Source organism: Alkalimarinus alittae, from assembly GCF_026016465.1.
Lineage (GTDB): Bacteria > Pseudomonadota > Gammaproteobacteria > Pseudomonadales > Oleiphilaceae > Alkalimarinus > Alkalimarinus alittae.
This window is the reverse complement of record NZ_CP100390.1, coordinates 75,637-94,074: the sequence shown is the minus strand read 5'-3', so window position 1 is coordinate 94,074 and position 18,438 is coordinate 75,637. Positions and strand designations below refer to the sequence as shown.

At 43.8% G+C, this 18,438-nt stretch carries 18 protein-coding genes; 4 read left to right on the top strand and 14 right to left on the bottom strand.

The window, feature by feature from the left end; genetic code table 11:
- Window positions 1–5 precede the first annotated feature (5 nt).
- From phnL to phnC, 10 genes are all read right to left on the bottom strand, one after another.
- The gene (gene phnL / locus NKI27_RS00430) at window positions 6–704 is read right to left on the bottom strand and encodes a phosphonate C-P lyase system protein PhnL (RefSeq protein ID WP_265047730.1); all 699 of its coding nucleotides are present in this window, start codon (window positions 702–704) and stop codon (window positions 6–8) included.
- Between the two features lie 21 nt (window positions 705–725).
- Window positions 726–1,556, bottom strand: a complete 831-nt coding sequence (gene phnK / locus NKI27_RS00425; protein ID WP_406802700.1) for a phosphonate C-P lyase system protein PhnK — start codon at window positions 1,554–1,556, stop codon at window positions 726–728.
- Window positions 1,549–2,448, bottom strand: coding sequence for an alpha-D-ribose 1-methylphosphonate 5-phosphate C-P-lyase PhnJ (locus NKI27_RS00420; RefSeq protein WP_265047729.1), 900 nt, complete (start codon window positions 2,446–2,448; stop codon window positions 1,549–1,551). The genes phnK and NKI27_RS00420 overlap by 8 nt, the downstream gene beginning before the upstream one ends.
- On the bottom strand, window positions 2,445–3,569 hold the full coding sequence (locus NKI27_RS00415) for a carbon-phosphorus lyase complex subunit PhnI (RefSeq protein WP_265047728.1): 1,125 nt from the start codon (window positions 3,567–3,569) through the stop codon (window positions 2,445–2,447). Before NKI27_RS00415 ends, NKI27_RS00420 begins: the two co-directional genes overlap by 4 nt.
- Window positions 3,560–4,231: a phosphonate C-P lyase system protein PhnH gene (gene phnH, locus NKI27_RS00410; RefSeq protein ID WP_265047727.1), complete on the bottom strand. Its 672-nt coding sequence runs from the start codon at window positions 4,229–4,231 to the stop codon at window positions 3,560–3,562. The genes NKI27_RS00415 and phnH overlap by 10 nt, the downstream gene beginning before the upstream one ends.
- Before the next feature lie 2 nt (window positions 4,232–4,233).
- Entirely contained in the window at window positions 4,234–4,731 is a 498-nt protein-coding gene (gene phnG / locus NKI27_RS00405; RefSeq protein WP_265047726.1) for a phosphonate C-P lyase system protein PhnG, read from the bottom strand.
- Between the two features lie 25 nt (window positions 4,732–4,756).
- Window positions 4,757–5,458, bottom strand: a complete 702-nt coding sequence (phnF, locus tag NKI27_RS00400) for a phosphonate metabolism transcriptional regulator PhnF (protein ID WP_265047725.1) — start codon at window positions 5,456–5,458, stop codon at window positions 4,757–4,759.
- A 110-nt stretch (window positions 5,459–5,568) separates the two neighbouring features.
- Window positions 5,569–6,375: a phosphonate ABC transporter, permease protein PhnE gene (gene phnE / locus NKI27_RS00395; protein ID WP_265047724.1), complete on the bottom strand. Its 807-nt coding sequence runs from the start codon at window positions 6,373–6,375 to the stop codon at window positions 5,569–5,571.
- A gap of 67 nt (window positions 6,376–6,442) precedes the next feature.
- Window positions 6,443–7,441, bottom strand: coding sequence for a phosphonate ABC transporter substrate-binding protein (gene phnD, locus NKI27_RS00390; RefSeq protein ID WP_265047723.1), 999 nt, complete (start codon window positions 7,439–7,441; stop codon window positions 6,443–6,445).
- A gap of 80 nt (window positions 7,442–7,521) precedes the next feature.
- The gene (gene phnC / locus NKI27_RS00385; protein ID WP_265047722.1) at window positions 7,522–8,379 is read right to left on the bottom strand and encodes a phosphonate ABC transporter ATP-binding protein; all 858 of its coding nucleotides are present in this window, start codon (window positions 8,377–8,379) and stop codon (window positions 7,522–7,524) included.
- 822 nt (window positions 8,380–9,201) lie between these two features.
- Here phnC and NKI27_RS00380 point away from each other — a divergent pair.
- Both NKI27_RS00380 and NKI27_RS00375 read left to right on the top strand, forming a co-directional pair.
- On the top strand, window positions 9,202–11,853 hold the full coding sequence (locus NKI27_RS00380; protein WP_265047721.1) for a response regulator: 2,652 nt from the start codon (window positions 9,202–9,204) through the stop codon (window positions 11,851–11,853).
- Window positions 11,854–11,919: 66 nt separating this feature from the next.
- The gene (locus NKI27_RS00375) at window positions 11,920–12,540 is read left to right on the top strand and encodes a MarC family protein (protein WP_265047720.1); all 621 of its coding nucleotides are present in this window, start codon (window positions 11,920–11,922) and stop codon (window positions 12,538–12,540) included.
- On the opposite strand, the gene NKI27_RS00370 is transcribed toward NKI27_RS00375, so the two are convergent.
- On the bottom strand, window positions 12,537–13,013 hold the full coding sequence (locus NKI27_RS00370) for a DUF3124 domain-containing protein (protein ID WP_265047719.1): 477 nt from the start codon (window positions 13,011–13,013) through the stop codon (window positions 12,537–12,539). The genes NKI27_RS00375 and NKI27_RS00370 overlap by 4 nt on opposite strands.
- A 169-nt stretch (window positions 13,014–13,182) precedes the next feature.
- Entirely contained in the window at window positions 13,183–14,808 is a 1,626-nt protein-coding gene (locus NKI27_RS00365; protein WP_265047718.1) for an ATP-binding cassette domain-containing protein, read from the bottom strand.
- 501 nt (window positions 14,809–15,309) lie between these two features.
- On the opposite strand from NKI27_RS00365, the gene NKI27_RS00360 reads away from it, so the two are divergent.
- Both NKI27_RS00360 and NKI27_RS00355 read left to right on the top strand, forming a co-directional pair.
- Window positions 15,310–15,546 (top strand): type II toxin-antitoxin system ParD family antitoxin, encoded by a 237-nt coding sequence (locus tag NKI27_RS00360; RefSeq protein WP_265047717.1) that lies wholly within the window; start codon window positions 15,310–15,312, stop codon window positions 15,544–15,546.
- Complete coding sequence (locus NKI27_RS00355; RefSeq protein WP_265047716.1) at window positions 15,547–15,843, top strand: type II toxin-antitoxin system RelE/ParE family toxin; 297 nt, start codon at window positions 15,547–15,549, stop codon at window positions 15,841–15,843.
- Window positions 15,844–15,895: 52 nt separating this feature from the next.
- Here NKI27_RS00355 and NKI27_RS00350 read toward each other — a convergent pair whose 3' ends face one another.
- Entirely contained in the window at window positions 15,896–17,719 is a 1,824-nt protein-coding gene (locus NKI27_RS00350; RefSeq protein WP_265047715.1) for a tetratricopeptide repeat protein, read from the bottom strand.
- Entirely contained in the window at window positions 17,716–18,438 is a 723-nt protein-coding gene (locus NKI27_RS00345) for an energy transducer TonB (protein WP_265047714.1), read from the bottom strand. The genes NKI27_RS00350 and NKI27_RS00345 overlap by 4 nt, the downstream gene beginning before the upstream one ends.

The following is an 18,438-nucleotide window of genomic DNA, read 5'->3' as shown; positions in this document are numbered from 1 at the left end:
GTGCTTTACTCTACGTCTGTTCTATTAGTCAGGTCGATCAAACGGTTTGCTACCTCTGAACGCACCTCTTCATCGTGAAATATGCCAACTAACGCGGTGCCTTTATTTTTTGCTTCACAAATCATCTCAACGACAACATCTCGATTTTTGCTATCCAGCGATGCCGTTGGTTCGTCTAGCAGTAATATCGGATAGTCTGAAATAAACCCTCGAGCAATATTCACTCGTTGCTGCTCACCACCTGAAAACGTCGAAGGCGCCAGCGCCCAAAGACGCTCTGGTACATTTAGTCGTCTCAATAATGCAGCCGCTCGCGCTTCAGCTTCATCACTCCCAGCCCCTTTCATTCGTAAAGGTTCCATTACCACATCTAAGGTACTCACTCTGGGTATCACTCTCAGAAACTGGCTAACATAACCGATCGTATGCTCTCTTAGTCGCATAATCTGCCGGGGTTCTGCGTTGGCAATATCAATTGTTTGAACGCCGTTATGCACCCAAATCGCCCCTGTTTGTGGTTTGTAGTTAGCATACAATGAGCGCATCAGTGTGCTTTTCCCACTACCTGATGTGCCATGTAGCGCAACACATTCGCCACGTCTGACATTAAAACTTACGTCATCCAATACAGTGAAATTAATCCCACCTTGGTTATGCAATGTGAATTGCTTTGATAGATTCTGAACATCAATCATTACAGTCATGTGAATCACTTCATCCATTTGTTAAGGGGTCAATACTGATGAAACCAGCAATTGAGTATAAGGATGCTGCGGGTCATCCAGTATTTGATCAGTAAGCCCTTGCTCTACGACACGGCCTCGCCTCATCACCATCAGCCGATCGGCTAATAACCGAGCGACCGCTAGGTCATGAGTCACAATAATGACTGACAACTGAAGCTCCATAACAAGGTTGCGTAACAAGTCCAACAATCTTGCTTGCACTGACACATCAAGCCCACCCGTTGGCTCATCCATAAAAATCAAGCGGGGACTGGTCACTAGGTTTCTAGCGATTTGAAGGCGTTGCTGCATCCCTCCTGAGAATGTTCTTGGTTGGTCATCGATTCGGCTTTCGTCAATTTCAACCGCTTTTAACCATTCAAGTGCAACGCTTCGTATATCTCCGTAATGTCGATGACCTACGGCCATTAAACGTTCACCAATATTGGCTCCGGCGCTTACATTCATTCTCAGCCCATCTCGTGGATGCTGGTGTACAACCCCCCAGTCACTCCTTAAAAGTTGTCGTCTTCGCGACTCACTCATACTATAAATATCTGCAACGGAACCTTCTTTTTGATGGTATCGAATACCGCCACTGTCAGGTTGTAAACGCGCAGAAAGCGTTTCAAGTAATGTGGTTTTACCTGACCCTGACTCACCCACAATACCCAGCACCTCGCCAGGATAAAGGTTGAAATCCACATCCATGCAGCCTTTGCCTGGTGCATATAACTTGGTTAACCCTTCAACGGTCAGTAATGGCTGGTCATCTTGCATTTGGATGGCCTGATCAGCAGTCTGCACAAAATCCGTCATTGCATTATTCACAGGTCATCTCCGGTGCGTTGGTTTTATTGGATGCTGAGGTTTCCTTCAAAACGGTTTGTGTTGATCGAGAGTGGCAGTAGTCTGTATCTGAACAGATATAAACTCTTCCACCTTGGTCATCCGTTATCACCTCATCAAGAAAGCTGTTGTTTGAACCGCAAATATCACACTGTTCATCCCATGTCTGAATTTCAAAGGGGTGGTCTTCGAAATCAAGACTCTCTACACGGGTATAAGGAGGAACCGCATAAAGCCTTTTTTCTCGGCCCGCACCAAATAACTGCAACGCTGGAGACTCGCTTAATTTAGGGTTATCAAATTTAGGGATAGGCGATGGGTCCATCACATAATGACCATTCACTTTAACGGGATATGCATAAGTCGTCGCAATATGGCCATAACGAGCAATATCTTCATATAGCTTTACATGCATCACACCGTATTCCTGCAAAGCATGCATCTTTCTCGTTTCAGTTTCACTCGGCTCAATAAAACGCAACGGTTCTGGAATGGGAACCTGAAACACAATCACTTGGTCTTCTTTCAAGGCCGTTTCAGGAATGCGGTGACGGGTTTGAATTAACGTCGCCTCTGCTGTTTTTTCGGTTGTTTTAACCCCTGTTGTTTTAACAAAGAAACGACGAATACTCACGGCATTCGTGGTGTCATCTGCGCCCTGATCAATAACCTTTAACGTATCATCATCACCGATAACCGCCGACGTAAGCTGGATGCCACCCGTTCCCCAACCATAAGGCAACGGCATTTCACGTCCGCCAAAAGGTACCTGATAGCCCGGAATAGCAATGGCTTTAAGAAGCCCTCTTCTGATCATTCGCTTGGTTTGCTCATCAAGATAAGCAAAGTTATAACCCTGTATGGCTTCACTCATGATACAACCTCCTTACTTGCCGAGAACTCCTTACGAAGCCGCCTCAGCAATTCAAGCTCTGACTGAAAATCAACGTAATGAGGTAACTTAAGGTGAGATACAAACCCATTCGCTTCGACATTGTCACAGTGTGAAAGTACGAACTCCTCATCCTGTGCTGCTGATGATTGTTCTTCCCCTAACTCTTTTGCTCGAAGCGATCGGTCAACCAACGCCATTGACATGGCCTTACGTTCACACTGACCGAACCCTAATCCATAACCTCGGGTAAAACGGGGTGCTTCGGTTTTAGAACCACTGAACTGGTTTATCATTTCACACTCAGTGACTTCAATATCGCCAACCTCTACGGTAAAACCTAATTCTTCAGGTACTATCTCAACAGCGACTTCTCCCATGCGAATCTCTCCGGCAAAGGGGTGATTGCGACCATAACCTCGCTGAGTTGAGTAACCCAAGGCCAGTAAAAACCCTTCATCACCTCGCGCTAATGACTGTAAACGAGCAGCCCGATTCGTCGGAAAAGATAATGGCTCTCGTGTGATATCCGTTTCTGTTGCTGAAGACATAGATGGACTAGAAGCTGACTCAATCAACCCTTCATGATTCAACAAGTCGAGAACACGAGGGCAGCCCTCAACAAGGGCTTCAGGTTCCTTAAACTCACAGGCGCTGACATCACTCATAGGCTGAGCCATATCAAGGGTCTGCTCTTCGGCTAATAATTTAAAATCCAACAACCGGTGCGTATAATCATACGTTGGGCCTAATACCTGACCACCTGGTAAGTCTTTATAAGTTGCTGAAATACGGCGATCTATAGACATATCAGCCGTTTCAATAGGCTCTGACTGACCTAATCTTGGTAACGTTGTTCGGTAGGCCCGAAGTAAAAAGATAGCTTCAACTAAATCTCCACTTGCCTGTTTAATCGCCAACGCAGCAAGCTCAGGGTCATAAAGTGAACCTTCTGTCATTACTCGAGCAACGGCTAACTTCAACTGCTGCATAATCTGCTTAACTGACAACTCAGCAATGTCTCGATCACCTCGACGCTGCTCAGCTAATAGTTGGTGAGCGTTATCAATTGCTTTTTCGCCGCCTTTAACCGCTACATACATGATGACGCTCCCTTATTGATACTTGACTCCACCACATTAGATTGGGTTAACTGAGTGCTTCTAGGTAACGCCATTAACTGATCTGCATGGGTAAAAATAAAGTCATACCCCATAGGAAAGCGCTGCTGGTTATTCTTTAAAAGATCAATATGCTGCTGATGAATACCGGTAATACCAACAGATCGAAGGCCTTTAATACCCGGGCCTCGCAACTCAATATCACCTTTTTCCTGCAACCCCTCAGATTCAATAATCAACGTTGGAAAGCGATCAGGGTACTCTTCTGTACCTTGCTTATAGCTTTCAAGGTCTTGCCATTCCGATAATTTAATAAATACAAAATCGGCATCGAGTGGTGATGATGTCAGCCGGCAACCGCAATAAAAGCGTAAGTTATCAATAAATTCGCGGCTTGATAGTTGAGGTGAAACCCACACTGAAATATCTTGATCAATTAACGTCAATGCCACACTAAACGTTGCGGATGAAATATTGCCAGTGGTGTTGAGTGGCTCAAGTGTCACCAAAAAACCTGGCTCAGACATCGCCTTCATAATTTTTCTAAAGCAATGCTGTGCATCAATGACCTCATTCTGAAACCCATGCCACAAACCCTGCGTATTAATTGCGCCATGACTCTCAGGTGCTATAGATGATTGCATTGTCACTCCCCTCTCACCATCGTAAAGAAATCAACTTTTGTAGAGGCCGCAGCCTTTGAACGCTTATCTCGTGCCGCCTGCCAAGCTTTATGAAGTGGCTTTAACCAACCGTCCACTAGCTCGACATGCTGGCTTAGATCATGCTCGTTCGTATCTTGTAAGAGCGCATCAAACGAGGCCGCCAGCTCTGCATGTCGCTTGCTCCGACCCTTAACGTAGCCAAACCCTGATGTGCCATTTTCTAGCTCAACCACACAACGAGTCATAGTCATTTCACCTAAGTTAAAGGGCGTTCCACTACCTCCAGCACGACCACGTACCATCATTAGCCCTATTTCAGGCGTTCGAATAAACCTCGTTTTTGGCGGATGCTCCATTGCCTTCCAACGACGTTCAAGTTCATCAACAGGTGCCTTGGATAGCACGCTCATCCATTGCTGACGCGGAGTTTTATCCACTTTCTGTGTGTCAGCAGCCTGCTTTTTAACATCTAGTGTCATTTCAAATGTCCTAACGGCTAAGCCATTACTCTTCTGGGTTAATTTTCATTTCAAAAACGTCAGACCGGCTTCTTGAAACTGAATATTCAATAATCTCATTACTCTCTTTTAACCTGTTGTTCGAACGAACAATGATCAGAGGTAAACTACGAGAGCATTTCAGTTGTAATGCCTCCGCTCTTGTAGGAAGGCTGGCACCAATCAAACTTTGGTCTCGCCTTATTTTTTTCTGATACTGCATCTCTATCCACTGATGTAATGAGCCTTCCTTAAACGTCTGAGCAATACCCGGCAATAAATGGGATACTAAATAATGACTAATCAAACAGACGGGGGCTTGCTCAATACAACGGACTGTTTCGATATGAGTAATGGGAGTACCTACCTCCACCCACATCCGTTTAGCCAATTTAATATCTGCGGATATTTCACGTATAGAAATCACCTCACAACTTGCCTGTAGACCTATATCTTCAAGGGACTCAGTAAATCGACCTTTGGATCTAAGGCTATATTCAATTTTATTGTCTACCACCATGGTGCCCTTACCATGCTGTCGTAATAACAACCCCGCATTGACCAGCTCATCAACCGCTCTTCGCAAGGTATGGCGGTTAATCGAAAACCGTTCGGCTAATTCCATTTCAGATGGTAGAAACTGCCCACTATCAAAATGATTTCTGATGTCACTCTCTAGTGCTTCAGCGACCTCTAAGTAAACGGCCATGTACCAGATCTCCCCACTCTCTAGCGATCATAATTCCCTTAACCTTGTCTAGAGGTATAGATGTCTAGACAATCCTGATAAACCAAAAACCTTTTTCAAGGTTTTTGGTTTTATATAAACTGTCTACGGATCTGCTGAGATAACATATCTAACAGGGTTACAGTGGCAATGATGACAATCATCACGGCACAGGTTTCAGCGAACATGAAGCCTCGAACACTTTCCCATAAAATAACGCCGATACCACCCGCTCCAACCATACCAAGCACGGTAGCGGACCTGACATTCGACTCAAAGCGATAAAGAGAGTATGAGATCCAGAGAGGTAAAACCTGCGGAATCACACCATAAATCACTTCTTGTAAACCTGAGGCGCCAGTGGCTCTAATGCCTTCAACAGGCCCCTTATCAGTTGCTTCTACAGCCTCAGAGAAAAGCTTTGCCAATACCCCTGTTGTATGAATAAATAAGGCTAAGACACCCGCAAATGGGCCTAACCCAACGGACACAACAAACAACATAGCAAAGACCATTTCGTTAATGGCACGAAAGGCATCCATAACTCGCCGCGTTGGTTGATAAACCCACCAAGGAACAATATTCTCAGAAGACATAATGCCGAGAGGGATAGCCAAAATAACGGCTAATACCGTTCCCCAAATTGCAATTTGAATCGTTATTAGCATTTCACTTAAATGAAGCTTCCACTGAGAAAAATCAGGTGGAAAAAAATCTGCAGCGAATTCGGCCATATTTCCGGCATCGTTAACCAAGCTTGCGGGGCGCATCTCTGCTCCCTCCCAAGACCAAGCCAAAATTAAAAAAGCAATCGCCCAGATAATCCAATGGCTCCAATGCTTTTTAGGTGGCGCCACATCAATATTGGGATGTTTATCTGCTGTCATCACATGTTGCATAATCAATCTCTTTAACAACTGAGCGGAGGTACAAGCCCTCCGCAGCTACTTGATTCTTACCGGTTGATTATTTACGAGCATCTAATGCAGCAAGACGACGCTCAAGGGCACCCAACTGAGCATCAATTGAAGCCGTTTTTTCTGCTTTTTCAGCATCTGACAATGAGTCATTGTTTTGTATTTTTAGCTTATTCTTATAAAGAACTAACTGACGGATAGGTAATAACTGATCATCACTTGAGGCAATAAAAGGAGCCCATTGAAGGTCAGCAAGTACTTTTTCTTCATGCTTATCCCCTCTTGTTCCATACTTAGTGAAAAAGCTATATAGCTTGGCCTTAACTGACTCAGGCAAATTCTTACGCCATACAATAGGGTCAGCAGGGATTAAAGGAGACTTCCAAATAACTTTTACTTGGCTAGCCTTTTCAGGGTTAGTAATTTCTAAACGACGAAGGTTCTCAGTATTGTTAGTTGCAAAATCAACTTGCTTGTTCGCAACAGATAATAAGTTAGCCTCATGACCCGCATTCAATACACGTTTAAATGCTTTTTTAGGATCAACCTTATTCATTGCAAAAACATAATAAGATGGGATCAAAAAACCCGATGTAGAATTTGGATCACCATTACCAAAAGTCAATTCCTTGCTGTTTTTAAAGATATCTTCAAGTTTATTTAAATGGCTATCTTTATGAGCAACCAATAGACCCCAGTATCCTGGATTACCATCAACATCTACAGTTTGTGCAAATATTTCACCACCCGCACGGTCAACAGCTTCCATAGCAGATTTGTTGCCGTACCAAGCGATATCAACCTTGTCAAAGCGCATTCCCTGAATGATTCCGGCATAGTCAGACGCAAAAAATGGCTTTACTTCAACCCCCAATTCTTTCCCCATATCATTAAGGAAAGGCGTCCAAACCGCTTTCAAATTTTGACTGGATTCGGTGGAGATAATACCGAAATTAAGTGTTTTCATTTGCTCTGCAAACGCAGTACTCACCAATGTAACGACCATCATAGTAGCGATCATTAAGCGCTTTGTTATCCGTAAAATCATTTTCGACTCCTGAAAGTCATTAAGTTTTAATAAAATTTTAACTTGAAATAATTCATTCTGAGACGATCACTACAACCTTCTCAACCTGCTTCAGCAAAAGCCATCGATCCAGAAATACCTAGATCAACTGACCCTTTCTCTGAATCTTTATGTGCTTCTTGAGTATCAACAGATAACTGAGAAGCACCGTAAATATTAGCGAGCCGCTTATCGCTTAGTTCTTCACTTGGCCCATCAAAATACAGTTCGCCATTTTTTAGGGCGACCGCTCTTCCACAGTACTTTCTTGCGTATTCCACTTGATGAAGCGTCACAATGACGGTTTTTCCATCTTTCTCATTTATGTCTTTAAGAATATCCATTACGATGCGCGAGGACTCTGGATCTAAGGACGCAATAGGTTCATCAGCAAGGATTATTTCTGCTTTCTGCATTAATGCTCTAGCAATAGCAACCCGTTGCTGTTGACCACCGGATAGCGTATCAGCCCGTTGATAGGCATACTTCTCCATTCCCACTCGAGCTAACGCTTTAAGTGCAAGGCTTCTTTCTTCTTGAGTAAAAATACCCAACGTGCCTCTCCAGCTAGAAATGCGGCCTAAACGACCCATTAACACGTTATTAATAACGCTCATGCGATTAACTAGATTAAACTGCTGGAAGATATAACCGATTTTCGCGCGTGAATGGCGTACGGTATGAGCAAGTTTTCCCTGCTTTTGAATGGTTTCACCTAAAATGGACACCGAACCTTGCCCACCTCGGTCCCCCCAAGTTAACCCAGCCATATGTCTTAACAGAGTCGATTTACCGGATCCGGAAGGCCCTATTAACGCAACCATTTCACCCTTTAAAACAGACAGATCTATGCCTTTTAGTGCCCGATTAGAACTATTAAATGTTTTATGAAGTGATTTTATCTGTACGACGTTATCCATCTCTTCCTCGCTTACTTGTCTAAGCAAGTTGGAAATTTATTAACCAACTTGTCTAGACATCATGCGAGAAGAATGTGACAGTTTCTTTTAGGGAATATTAAGATAAGATGAACAAATAATGACATTAAAAAGACAAACCTATAGCCATTGGCTTAGCTAGCACCAATGGTTCTTCTAGGTACTGCTTCGTTAGCTTTCCATGAGTATTATAGCTAGTAACGGCATTTACTTTTATCGAGTGTGAGGGTCGATATTATGAATAGTGACCGTCGAAAAGCCTTTCACTTTAAAACCGCTAGACATATATAGTTCAGTATAACTGGGCACATAAACCGTCTGACCAGTACTTTTGGTAAGCGAATCATGTGACCAGACTTTAGGCTTAGCATGATAGCCATCGCCATAAGCAGCGATCGAGTGAACACTCTCATGTTTCGTTCTCCCAGTTACACTTACTAGATTATTTTGATGTTAGTGTATCCAACCTCAAAAAACCATAACCCTGAGTATTTGTAGGCGCTGCACGTTGCTGCAATCATCACCCAATCGGGGCTAAGCGCCCCACCCCCTCTTACTATAGACTCATCTTTTCAAAAGAGAGAAACGACATAAACCTTCAGGCCGTTTATGTCGTTTCTTTCGAAGGTTTTTATAAGGGCCTCCCTACAATATTAGCCCTATCGTATAGCGGTAAACATGACTAACGTTCGGCGTCATGTTTACCGCTTTTTTTTGCTTTTAATTCTTCAATTATCTCAAAACTTCTCATAACCTGAGCCGTTGCTATACTCAATAAAGATATATTCAACCGTTGAGTAGTTAATGCCTAACAATAAGTTATCACCCCGCCCCAAATCAACACTGGTTAACGCAGGCTACCCCGCGAGAGTCATGGCTTGCTTGGTGGTTATAGGCATACATCTATCTCTATTTTATAGCTCTTCGAACCCATTTTTATGGGCCTTTATCATTAGCCACACACTCATTTACCCTCATTTAGCATACTTTCTATCATCCAAAAAACAGCACGAACAACGCAATATACTATTTGACGGTTTTTTATATGGCTGCTGCATAGCACTTTGGGGATTTAGCCCGCTATCAACTGTCGCGTTTATTAGCGGTATGTGGATGACATCCTTTACCGCAGGCGGTGTTAACCTGCTATTAAAAAGCATACTCACGATGTCTGCAGGAGCCTCAATCTGCGTATCTATAATAGGGTTTGAGTATCGAGATACGCTGCCGTTAATCTCGACCCTAATCACCTCAATTGGCTTATTAGGGTTTGGGTTATCACTAGGCTATGCGGTGGTAAAAATAAATACCGACCTTATCAAAGCGCAAAAAAAATTATCTAAGCAAACGGAATTAATGCAAGAAACCAGTGAATTGGCTTACGCGGTTAATGCCCACCTTGAACTCGACACGATCATGCATCGCGTTATTGAAACACTGAACCGTCTGCACCCATTTGAGCAAGTGTATATAACCTTGATAGACAAAGACCAACAAAACCTCGTCATGATAAAGAGTTACGGTGACACATTGAGTGACTACGAACACGCTCAATTTGAAGGTTTTAAGCTATCATTGACACATGATCGAAACAGCATTTTTGTTGCGCCAATTTTGCAAAATAAGACGCTTTACCTTAAACGACTGAGCTCTGAGTTTGTTGCCCAAACGGGCTGCGCCATTGATATAGAACTTTATGAAGCTAAGCCCGCTAAAAGCATTATTTATTTCCCGCTTTCCGTCGAAGGAAAGGTCGTTGGTGGTTTAGGCCTTGTTAACTACCAAACCCCATTAGATATCGACGAAGATGATATAGAGAGAATATCTAACTATTTGGTTCAAGTCGGAACAGCTATCCGAAACTCACAACTTTTTGAAGAAGTACAAAAAGCCAGTGACTCAGCGCTAATAGCAAAACAAGCCGCCGAAACATCAGAAGCCGCTAAAAGCCACTTTTTAGCAAATATGAGTCACGAAATCAGAACGCCAATGACAGCGATTATTGGATACTCCGAGTCTCTACGAGACGACGATATTTCAGCAGAAGAAAAACAGCATTTTGTTGATACCATCATCAGAAGTGGCAAACACCTTCTCACGATTATTAACGATATCCTTGATCTATCTAAAATCGAAGCTCATAGACTTGAAGTAGAACAATTAGCGGTTCCGCTCGTGAACTTAATAAGGGACTTAAAAGCACATGTTAGCCTTAAAGCTGAAGAGAAAGGCCTCTCATTTAATATCTCGCCTATTTTTCCCTTACCGTCTTATTTCATATCAGACCCCACACGCATCAAACAGATTTTATTTAACCTTGCCAGTAATGCCATAAAATTTACCAACCAAGGGTCGGTCAATATTTTGATTCGCTACGAAGAAGAGTCAGACACACTTTACTTTGAAGTAAAAGATACAGGTATTGGCCTAACACCCGAGCAACAAAAGCGTGTGTTTGACCCGTTTGTACAAGCTGACGGCTCTACTACTCGAAAATACGGTGGAACAGGGCTAGGCCTATATATTTCAAAACAATTGGCAAGCTTGTTAAAAGGAGAGCTTTATGTCGATAGCCAGCCTGGGCTAGGCAGTGAGTTTGTGCTAGCAATACACCCTGGTAACTTGTCAGATGTGGAGTGGCTTAAGAGTACCATCAGCCTAGACAACGAAATGAAAGCGGCTGATTTAATGAACCCTTTTGATGAAATTAAGTTAAGCGGTAACGTGCTAATTGCAGAAGATAATATTGAAAATCAAGCGCTGCTAACACACATTCTTAATAGAATGGGGCTTGATATTGTAATGGTAAACAACGGTATAGAAGCGTTAGAACAAGTCGCTAAAGCAAACTTTGACCTCATTTTATTAGATATTCAAATGCCAGAAATGGGAGGAGAAGAAGCGGCAACAACACTCAAAGCCCAAGGCATAACAACACCGATTCTGGCTCTCACAGCCAACGTTATGCCATATCAAGTACAAAATTATCGCAAAATTGGCTTTGTAGATTTTATTGCGAAACCATTTGAGCGTCAGCACTTTTATCAGGTTCTAAAAAAATATTTAGCCGAAAAACAGTATAAACTGAGCGGACGCGTTCTCATTGCCGATGATAATCCGGTAAACTTAAAGCTACTTAAACGCCAAATAGAACATCTAGGTGCGCAGATTGATGTCATCACGGCTGAAGATGGTACCGAAGTGATAGAGCAGATAAACCATCATTCATTTGATCTCATTCTGCTAGATATGGAAATGCCTGTCGTGGGAGGCGTTGAAGCGTTAACAACATTACGCAACAACGGTAACACCACGCCAATCTATATCGTTACAGGCAATACATCGGTTGAAGATATAGCATACTGTCAGTCAAAAGGCGCAACCGGACATATTGCAAAGCCGATCAATCAACAGACATTGCAAAAAACGTGTATAAAACACTTAGAGGAAACTTGATACCTCTAACGGCTAAAGCAGTGGTGCACTTAATCACTAATTTTTCCACTCTAAACAAGGATCTGCATGAACTGGGACGCTATCATTAAAGAGTTTATTACATTATGGGTGGTCATCGACCCTATTGGCTCTATCCCTGTTTTTATTGCAGTCACGGTAGGGCTAAAAGCTTCGGTGCAACGCAAAATTGCTTTCAAAGCGGTATCGATTGCAGCGATTATATTACTTTTCTTTCTTACCTTAGGTCAGCTGCTGCTTGAGAAACTCAGTATTTCGCTTGATGCGTTTCAAATTGCAGGGGGAATTGTGCTGTTTTTGTTTGCCTTAACGATGATATTTGGTGAAGGTAAGCCCGAAGAAGAAAAGAAACAAATTCAAGGAAGTGTTGCGAATTTAGCTATATTCCCACTGGCTATTCCTTCGCTGGCATCACCGGGTGCAATGCTGTCCGTTGTGATGCTAACCGATAACCACCGACACTCTTTAGAAGAGCAGATCATCACCGCGCTAGTGATGCTTTCGGTGCTTATTTTCACGCTGGTGTTGTTCTTATTAGCTAGCCCGATTCAACGTGTTATTGGCAACGCGGGGGCCAGCATTATTAGCCGAGTGATGGGGCTTATTCTAGCATCTGTCGCTGTCGATAATATACTCGCCGCTATTACAGCTTATTTTGCCCTAGGCTAATTATCAGAGACCTCTTCTACCACCCGGCCCTGACTGCTTAGTGAGTAACCCTGCGTACCAGATGTTGCTAACATGCGCGACTCGATTAAAGGTGCCACAACAGGTTGAGCAGCCGTCCAGCGCACAATAAAGTTAGCACCAGAACCATCAAAGCCCTTCTCATACCTAACAAAATAGTTCTTCGAAGCAAATGAAGCTAGCACTAATGGTTCTTCCAGGTACTGCTTGGTTAGCTTTCCATGAGTATCATAGCTGGTAACCGCATTTACTTTAATCGAGTGGTGAGGGTCGGTATTATGAATAGTAACCGTCGAAAAGCCTTTCACTTTAAAACCGCTAGACATATATAACTCAGTATAACTGGGAACATAAACCGTCTGGCCGTTACTTTTGGTAAGCAAATCATGTGACCAGACATTTAGGCTTAGCATGATAGCCGTCGCCATAAGCAACGATCGAGTGGACACCCTCATGTTTCGTTCTCCCAGTTACACTTACAAGACTATTCTGATGTTAGTGTATACAACCTCAAAAAACCATAACCCTGAGTGCTTGTAGGCGCTGCACGTTACTGCAATCATCACCTAGTCGGGGCTAAGCGCCCCTCCTACAAAAGTACAATCAACCTATAATCAACGAAGATTATTTATCAGCCAACAACTTTTTATTGATAGATGGCAATCGACCACCATGTCGAATAAAGTCTGCGTAACCGCCAACATATTCGTTAACCACGCCATCACCTTCAAATACGATACTGCTAGTGACCACGTTGTCGAGGAATTCACGGTCGTGGCTGACCAATAATATAGTGCCATCAAACTCAAGCAGAATCTCTTCCAGTAGTTCAAGCGTTTCCATATCAAGGTCGTTTGTAGGTTCATCCAATACCAGTACGTTGGCAGGCTTACTGAACAAACGCGCTAGAATCAAACGATTTTGTTCACCGCCCGAGAGCGCGCTCACTGGCTGGCGGATACGTTCAGGCGTGAACATGAAGTCTTGCAAATAACTAATCACGTGGCGATCTTTGCCGTTAATCGTGATGAACTCACGGCCTTCTGCCATATTTTCAATCACGGTTTTGCTCAGATCTAATTGGTCACGTAGCTGGTCAAAATAGGCCAGCTCCATCTTGGTCCCAATTTTCACGCTACCTGCATCAGGTTGTACTTGCCCTAACAATAATTTTAACAGCGTTGATTTACCCATACCGTTGGCGCCGATAAAACCAATACGATCACCGCGCATAATAACGGTAGAGAAATTCTCTACAATTTTTTGACCATCATAGGTTTTTGATAAATTCTCGACTTCCACTACAATTTTGCCAGACCGACTCGCCGTTTCCACTGCAAAATTAGCCTTACCTTGACGCTCGCGACGTTGGCTACGTTCATCACGCATTTTCTTTAGGTCACGTACTCGGCCTTCATTACGGGTTCGACGGGCTTTAACGCCTTGGCGAATCCATATTTCTTCTTGTGCTAAGCGCTTATCAAACTGACTATTGGCTGTTTCTTCTGCCGCTAACTGCTCTGCTTGGAAGGTCAAGAAGCCCTTATAATCACCATCCCAATAACGCAAATTGCCACGATCAATCTCGATAATTGAAGTCGACATACGCTGCAAAAAAGCACGATCGTGAGTCACTAGCATCAACGCGCCACGAAACGACTCTAGCTGCTTCTCTAGCCATTGAATGGTAGGAATATCAAGGTGGTTTGTCGGCTCATCCAGTAGTAATAAGTCCGGCTCACTGACCAATACACGCGCCATCGCAACTCGACGACGCCACCCGCCAGATAGCGACTTCATCGGCGTATCTGCAGGCAGATCCAAGGCTTCGATAATCGAGTCGATCTTTTGACCAAAGCTCCAACCATCTTTCGCTTCAAGCTGATCTTGAACGCGGGTTAGCTGCTTCATGCTCTCATCATCAAAATCACCCATAACCAGATGGTGATACTCTTTTAAAAGCGCGCCAACCTCAGCCAAACCGTCCGCTACGATGTCATAAACAGTCGATTCATCAGCACTGGGTAGGTCCTGAGTTAGATAACCCACGCGAATACCAGGACGAATCCACAGCTCACCGCTGTCGGGGATATGTTGACCATCCAGCATTTTCATAAAGGTAGATTTACCTGCGCCATTGCGGCCCAAGATACCTGTGCGCTGGCCACGATGGACAGTCAGGTTAATTTTATCAAAGAGTATATGAGTGCCAAATGCGAGAGAAACATTTGTGAGAGACAGTAAAGGCATGGAGTCTGGTTACCAGCAAAAAATAAGGGGGGTGATTATCCCATACTTTAGTTAGAGTTCCTTTATTAAATCGAAAAAGCGATGTAATTGATTACTAGTATCCTCCCAGAAACGACCATCATTCCCGAGAAGGCGGGAATCCATGACCTCGATCTACACTAAAACACTGGATCCACGCATTCGCGAGGATGACAAGAAGGCACAATTAGGTGTTTCAGGGTAGGCTCCAACTAGAGCAGATAAACCATCTTTCCAGAAAACAAACCCATGGGATGAGCACATATTACCTTTGGCTTATAAAAACAACCATAATTAAACTTTAAGTTTAATTATGGTAATGAGCGTTTTGCATGAAGCTAAAACTTCGGCGCTTTTGTGGAGGCCGGGCTTCTCTAGTAAGTCTATTGGTCTTTTGTACACCTCAACAAAAAGTAATGGCAAAGTTTGCCATTACTGCATAAACTAATAGGATAAATAGACAGCCTTATAGGAGCATTCGTCATGGCAACAATGAATATATCCCTCCCTGACCCTATGAGGGATTGGGTTGAATCTCAGTCAAAAGAAGGCTCTTATGCGAATAATAGCGATTACGTGCGAGACTTAATTCGTAAAGATCAACGTCAGTCTGAAAAACGTAAAGCTATGCAAGATGCAATTACCAAAGGCATTGGAAGTGGTGAGGCTAAACCTTTTAATAAGGAAGCTTTCAAGCAGCGTATGCAGGATAAGCTATAAGTGAGTAGTTTTAGATTACGGCCCGAAGCCGAAAGTGATTTAGAAACTATATGGTTATACACAGAGCAAAATTGGGGTATTGAGCAAGCACACGCCTACATTGATGGCATGGTTGACATATTTCAGCTTTTATCTAACAACCCACTAATGTGCCCCGAAAGAAGTGAGTTTACCCCTGCCGTACGTATTCATCATCATGCTTACCATTTAGTTGTTTTTGTTTTGTCCGATGCAGGGATTGATGTAGTGCGCATTCTGCACGAGTCAATGGACATTGACACACAGCTTACCTTTTAAGCCAAATATACAATGTAGTGGCCAGACCTGAGCGACTACAGATAAAAACCGCTTACAAAATCCCCAACTGCAACTCATAAACCGGCTCTGCCGTTGGGTCACTCGCATCCATCGTCAATATCATTCTGCTCTCGCCGGTGGGCGTATAACCGGCCCCTATTACTTGTTTTATCAACCGTTCCCAAGCGGCAGGTAGCTCTTGTGCAGGGCCGTTGAATGTCAGGTAAGCACACTTGAAGGCCGCTTCTTTTTTAGCTCGATAAGCGCCTTTATTTCTGGGTTTGCCTTGATAGGGAAACGCGAGGCGGAATGTTAGGGGTTCGCCTGCTGCCAGACGTTCTTCAGAAGCACCACTCTCAAACACTATATGCAGTGGCCCGTCGATGGAGCCGCCCGACTTCACTAATGCAACACCTGCTCTAAACGCGTTCTTTTTAATCGAGGCGGCTATCTCTTCGGCCTTAACCGATAGATTTAAGCCATATAGCGACTGAGCGTCTATGGTTTTGATCTCTACCGGTTTACTCTCTACCGCTTCAGTGTCTTGTTGATCTTGATTACTTTCAGCCACGCTAGCGGTCACTTCAGCCTTTGGCTGCCGTTTAATATTGGCGTATCTCACCTTACGGTCTTGAGGATGACAAGGGCCTGTTATCTCTTTCAGCTCTGCATCAGTAGCCGGTTCAGCCTCCATAAACTCAAGCCATTGCCGTGCTTTTTCGCCTTTGCCGCCGAGTAGTGTTGCATTAATAAATGAGCGTCGTGCCGTTGTTTTATCGCCTAATTTGAGCTGACTAACCCCTAACAACAGATTAGCTTGGCTAACATATTTATCTGCCAATACGTTACGACAGGCCGCTAGCATAGTGCGGTTCATATCTTTCCACTGCGACTGTTCCATCTGCAGTTGAGCAAGCCTAATAAACAGATCGGTGTCGTGGATTAAGTGGATAGATTGCTTTAGCGAATCCGCAGCCTTTTCTTTCTCTCTGGCTTGTAACCAATACTCGAAGATGCGCTTTCGGTGTTGCTCATTGTCTTCTATCTCACCCTGAGCAATCGCCTGCTCTAGTGTTCTCGCGCCTTTTTCTGCGGCTTGATTGGCTACATATAAGTCTGCCAACAATAGAATATCTTGTGATTCAAACGGCAATTTCTTTTGTCGTGCTAAGGCGAGCTGATCAAGCGCGGGTTTGTGCTTATTTTGGGCTAGTAATATTGAGGTTAACTGCCGCCAGTATTTGATTGTTTGTGGATGTAGATAAATCAATCGTTGTAATACTTTCTCGCTTTGTGGATAACTGCCTGCTTTATAGTAAAGCGCTAGCATCTGATTAAGCTGCTGTTCGCTGAGATCAGTTTCAGTCGGCGGTATTTTATCGAGTGTTTCAACGGTTGATAGATAGTCCTGCAGTCCAAAATATGACTGTGCCAATAGTAATTGTGAGTCGAGCTCTAATGTTTGCAGTTGCTTAAATGTCGCAACGGCCTGCTCATACTGTTCTTCGAGCACATACACGCCGGCCAACTCTTTTAATAGTTCTTGATTGGCGACACTTGAAAGCCCTTCTGCCTCTAGCGCTGTGTTGTAAAACGCTATCGCCTTTGCGTAGTCTTTTTGATTAACGTATTGATGAGCCAAATAGCGGCCAGTGCTGGACTTGCCATACGCATCCGTCATGCTATTGAGCTGCTGTTCTAGTTCTTGTAACGAGAGGTTGGCTGTTTCATTGAGCTTTTTGTTGGGGTCTAAGTAGAGTTTACTGCGATAAGTTTCAGCCGCAACGCCTTGGCTGAGTGATAGCATGATGGCTAGCACCGCGATTAACCTTGGTGAATTTAAAAACGGCCTGTTCCACTCGTGCATGATGCTCATTGGTAGGCCACATTATCAGGATAGTGCTTCCAATAGAGCGAGACTTTTTGCGTTAGTATCATGTCACCTGAATAGCCTTTGATGGCACTAACATTGTAGCGCCATAGGCCAACGGCTCGCTTAACCTCTTCTTCAAAAATACCTTTTGGGTTGGCATCGAGCATAAGGATATTACGGGTATAACCCGATTTATCGACGGTAAACGCGACCAATACCCAGCCATTGAGTTTGTTTTCCCACGCCAGTTTAGGGATGTTCGGTCGACGGGTCGTATATGGTGTTATTTCTACATAGCCTTGGCTGTCTTTTCCCTCATCAAACACGCCCAACCCTTGGCCTGTCACCGGCATCGCCCAATCACCTGCTGATGAGCCTACATTGATAGACAAAGACCCCATATCAACACTCGGCATGGCCTGATCTACCTGAGCCACTGGCTCAACCGACACGGCTTGTAAGGTGTCCATCTTAGGTTCTTCCTTCACCTCTGATATGGGCTCAGGTTCAGGCTCGGGTTCTAATGTTTTGGGCTTGGGTTGCTCTCGATATAGGTCTACAAACGCGGCTAGCTCGACCGTTTCCACCGCATCATTATCGGCATGAATCAGGTTTTGCATAAATAGAAATATAGCGAGGGTAATCAGCATTGAAAGGCTAAGAATAACCAGCACTTTGCTGATTTTATATAATGGCTGAAGAGGGTTAGCAGGCATTGTCAT

Excerpts from the sequence above, each read along its gene's own strand:
- phnC (WP_265047722.1), bottom strand. The coding sequence starts at position 8,379 with ATGGATAACGTCGTACAGATAAAATCACTTCATAAAACATTTAATAGT.
- NKI27_RS00345 (WP_265047714.1), bottom strand. The coding sequence starts at position 18,438 with ATGACAATGCCTGCTAACCCTCTTCAGCCATTATATAAAATCAGCAAA.
- phnL (WP_265047730.1), bottom strand. The coding sequence starts at position 704 with ATGACTGTAATGATTGATGTTCAGAATCTATCAAAGCAATTCACATTG.
- phnG (WP_265047726.1), bottom strand. The coding sequence starts at position 4,731 with ATGACACTAGATGTTAAAAAGCAGGCTGCTGACACACAGAAAGTGGAT.
- phnE (WP_265047724.1), bottom strand. The coding sequence starts at position 6,375 with ATGCAACATGTGATGACAGCAGATAAACATCCCAATATTGATGTGGCG.
- phnF (WP_265047725.1), bottom strand. The coding sequence starts at position 5,458 with ATGGCCGTTTACTTAGAGGTCGCTGAAGCACTAGAGAGTGACATCAGA.
- NKI27_RS00360 (WP_265047717.1), top strand. The coding sequence starts at position 15,310 with ATGGCAACAATGAATATATCCCTCCCTGACCCTATGAGGGATTGGGTT.
- phnD (WP_265047723.1), bottom strand. The coding sequence starts at position 7,441 with ATGATTTTACGGATAACAAAGCGCTTAATGATCGCTACTATGATGGTC.
- phnH (WP_265047727.1), bottom strand. The coding sequence starts at position 4,231 with ATGCAATCATCTATAGCACCTGAGAGTCATGGCGCAATTAATACGCAG.
- NKI27_RS00370 (WP_265047719.1), bottom strand. The coding sequence starts at position 13,013 with ATGAGGGTGTCCACTCGATCGTTGCTTATGGCGACGGCTATCATGCTA.
- NKI27_RS00350 (WP_265047715.1), bottom strand. The coding sequence starts at position 17,719 with ATGAGCATCATGCACGAGTGGAACAGGCCGTTTTTAAATTCACCAAGG.
- NKI27_RS00365 (WP_265047718.1), bottom strand. The coding sequence starts at position 14,808 with ATGCCTTTACTGTCTCTCACAAATGTTTCTCTCGCATTTGGCACTCAT.
- NKI27_RS00375 (WP_265047720.1), top strand. The coding sequence starts at position 11,920 with ATGAACTGGGACGCTATCATTAAAGAGTTTATTACATTATGGGTGGTC.
- NKI27_RS00420 (WP_265047729.1), bottom strand. The coding sequence starts at position 2,448 with ATGAGTGAAGCCATACAGGGTTATAACTTTGCTTATCTTGATGAGCAA.
- NKI27_RS00380 (WP_265047721.1), top strand. The coding sequence starts at position 9,202 with ATGCCTAACAATAAGTTATCACCCCGCCCCAAATCAACACTGGTTAAC.
- NKI27_RS00415 (WP_265047728.1), bottom strand. The coding sequence starts at position 3,569 with ATGTATGTAGCGGTTAAAGGCGGCGAAAAAGCAATTGATAACGCTCAC.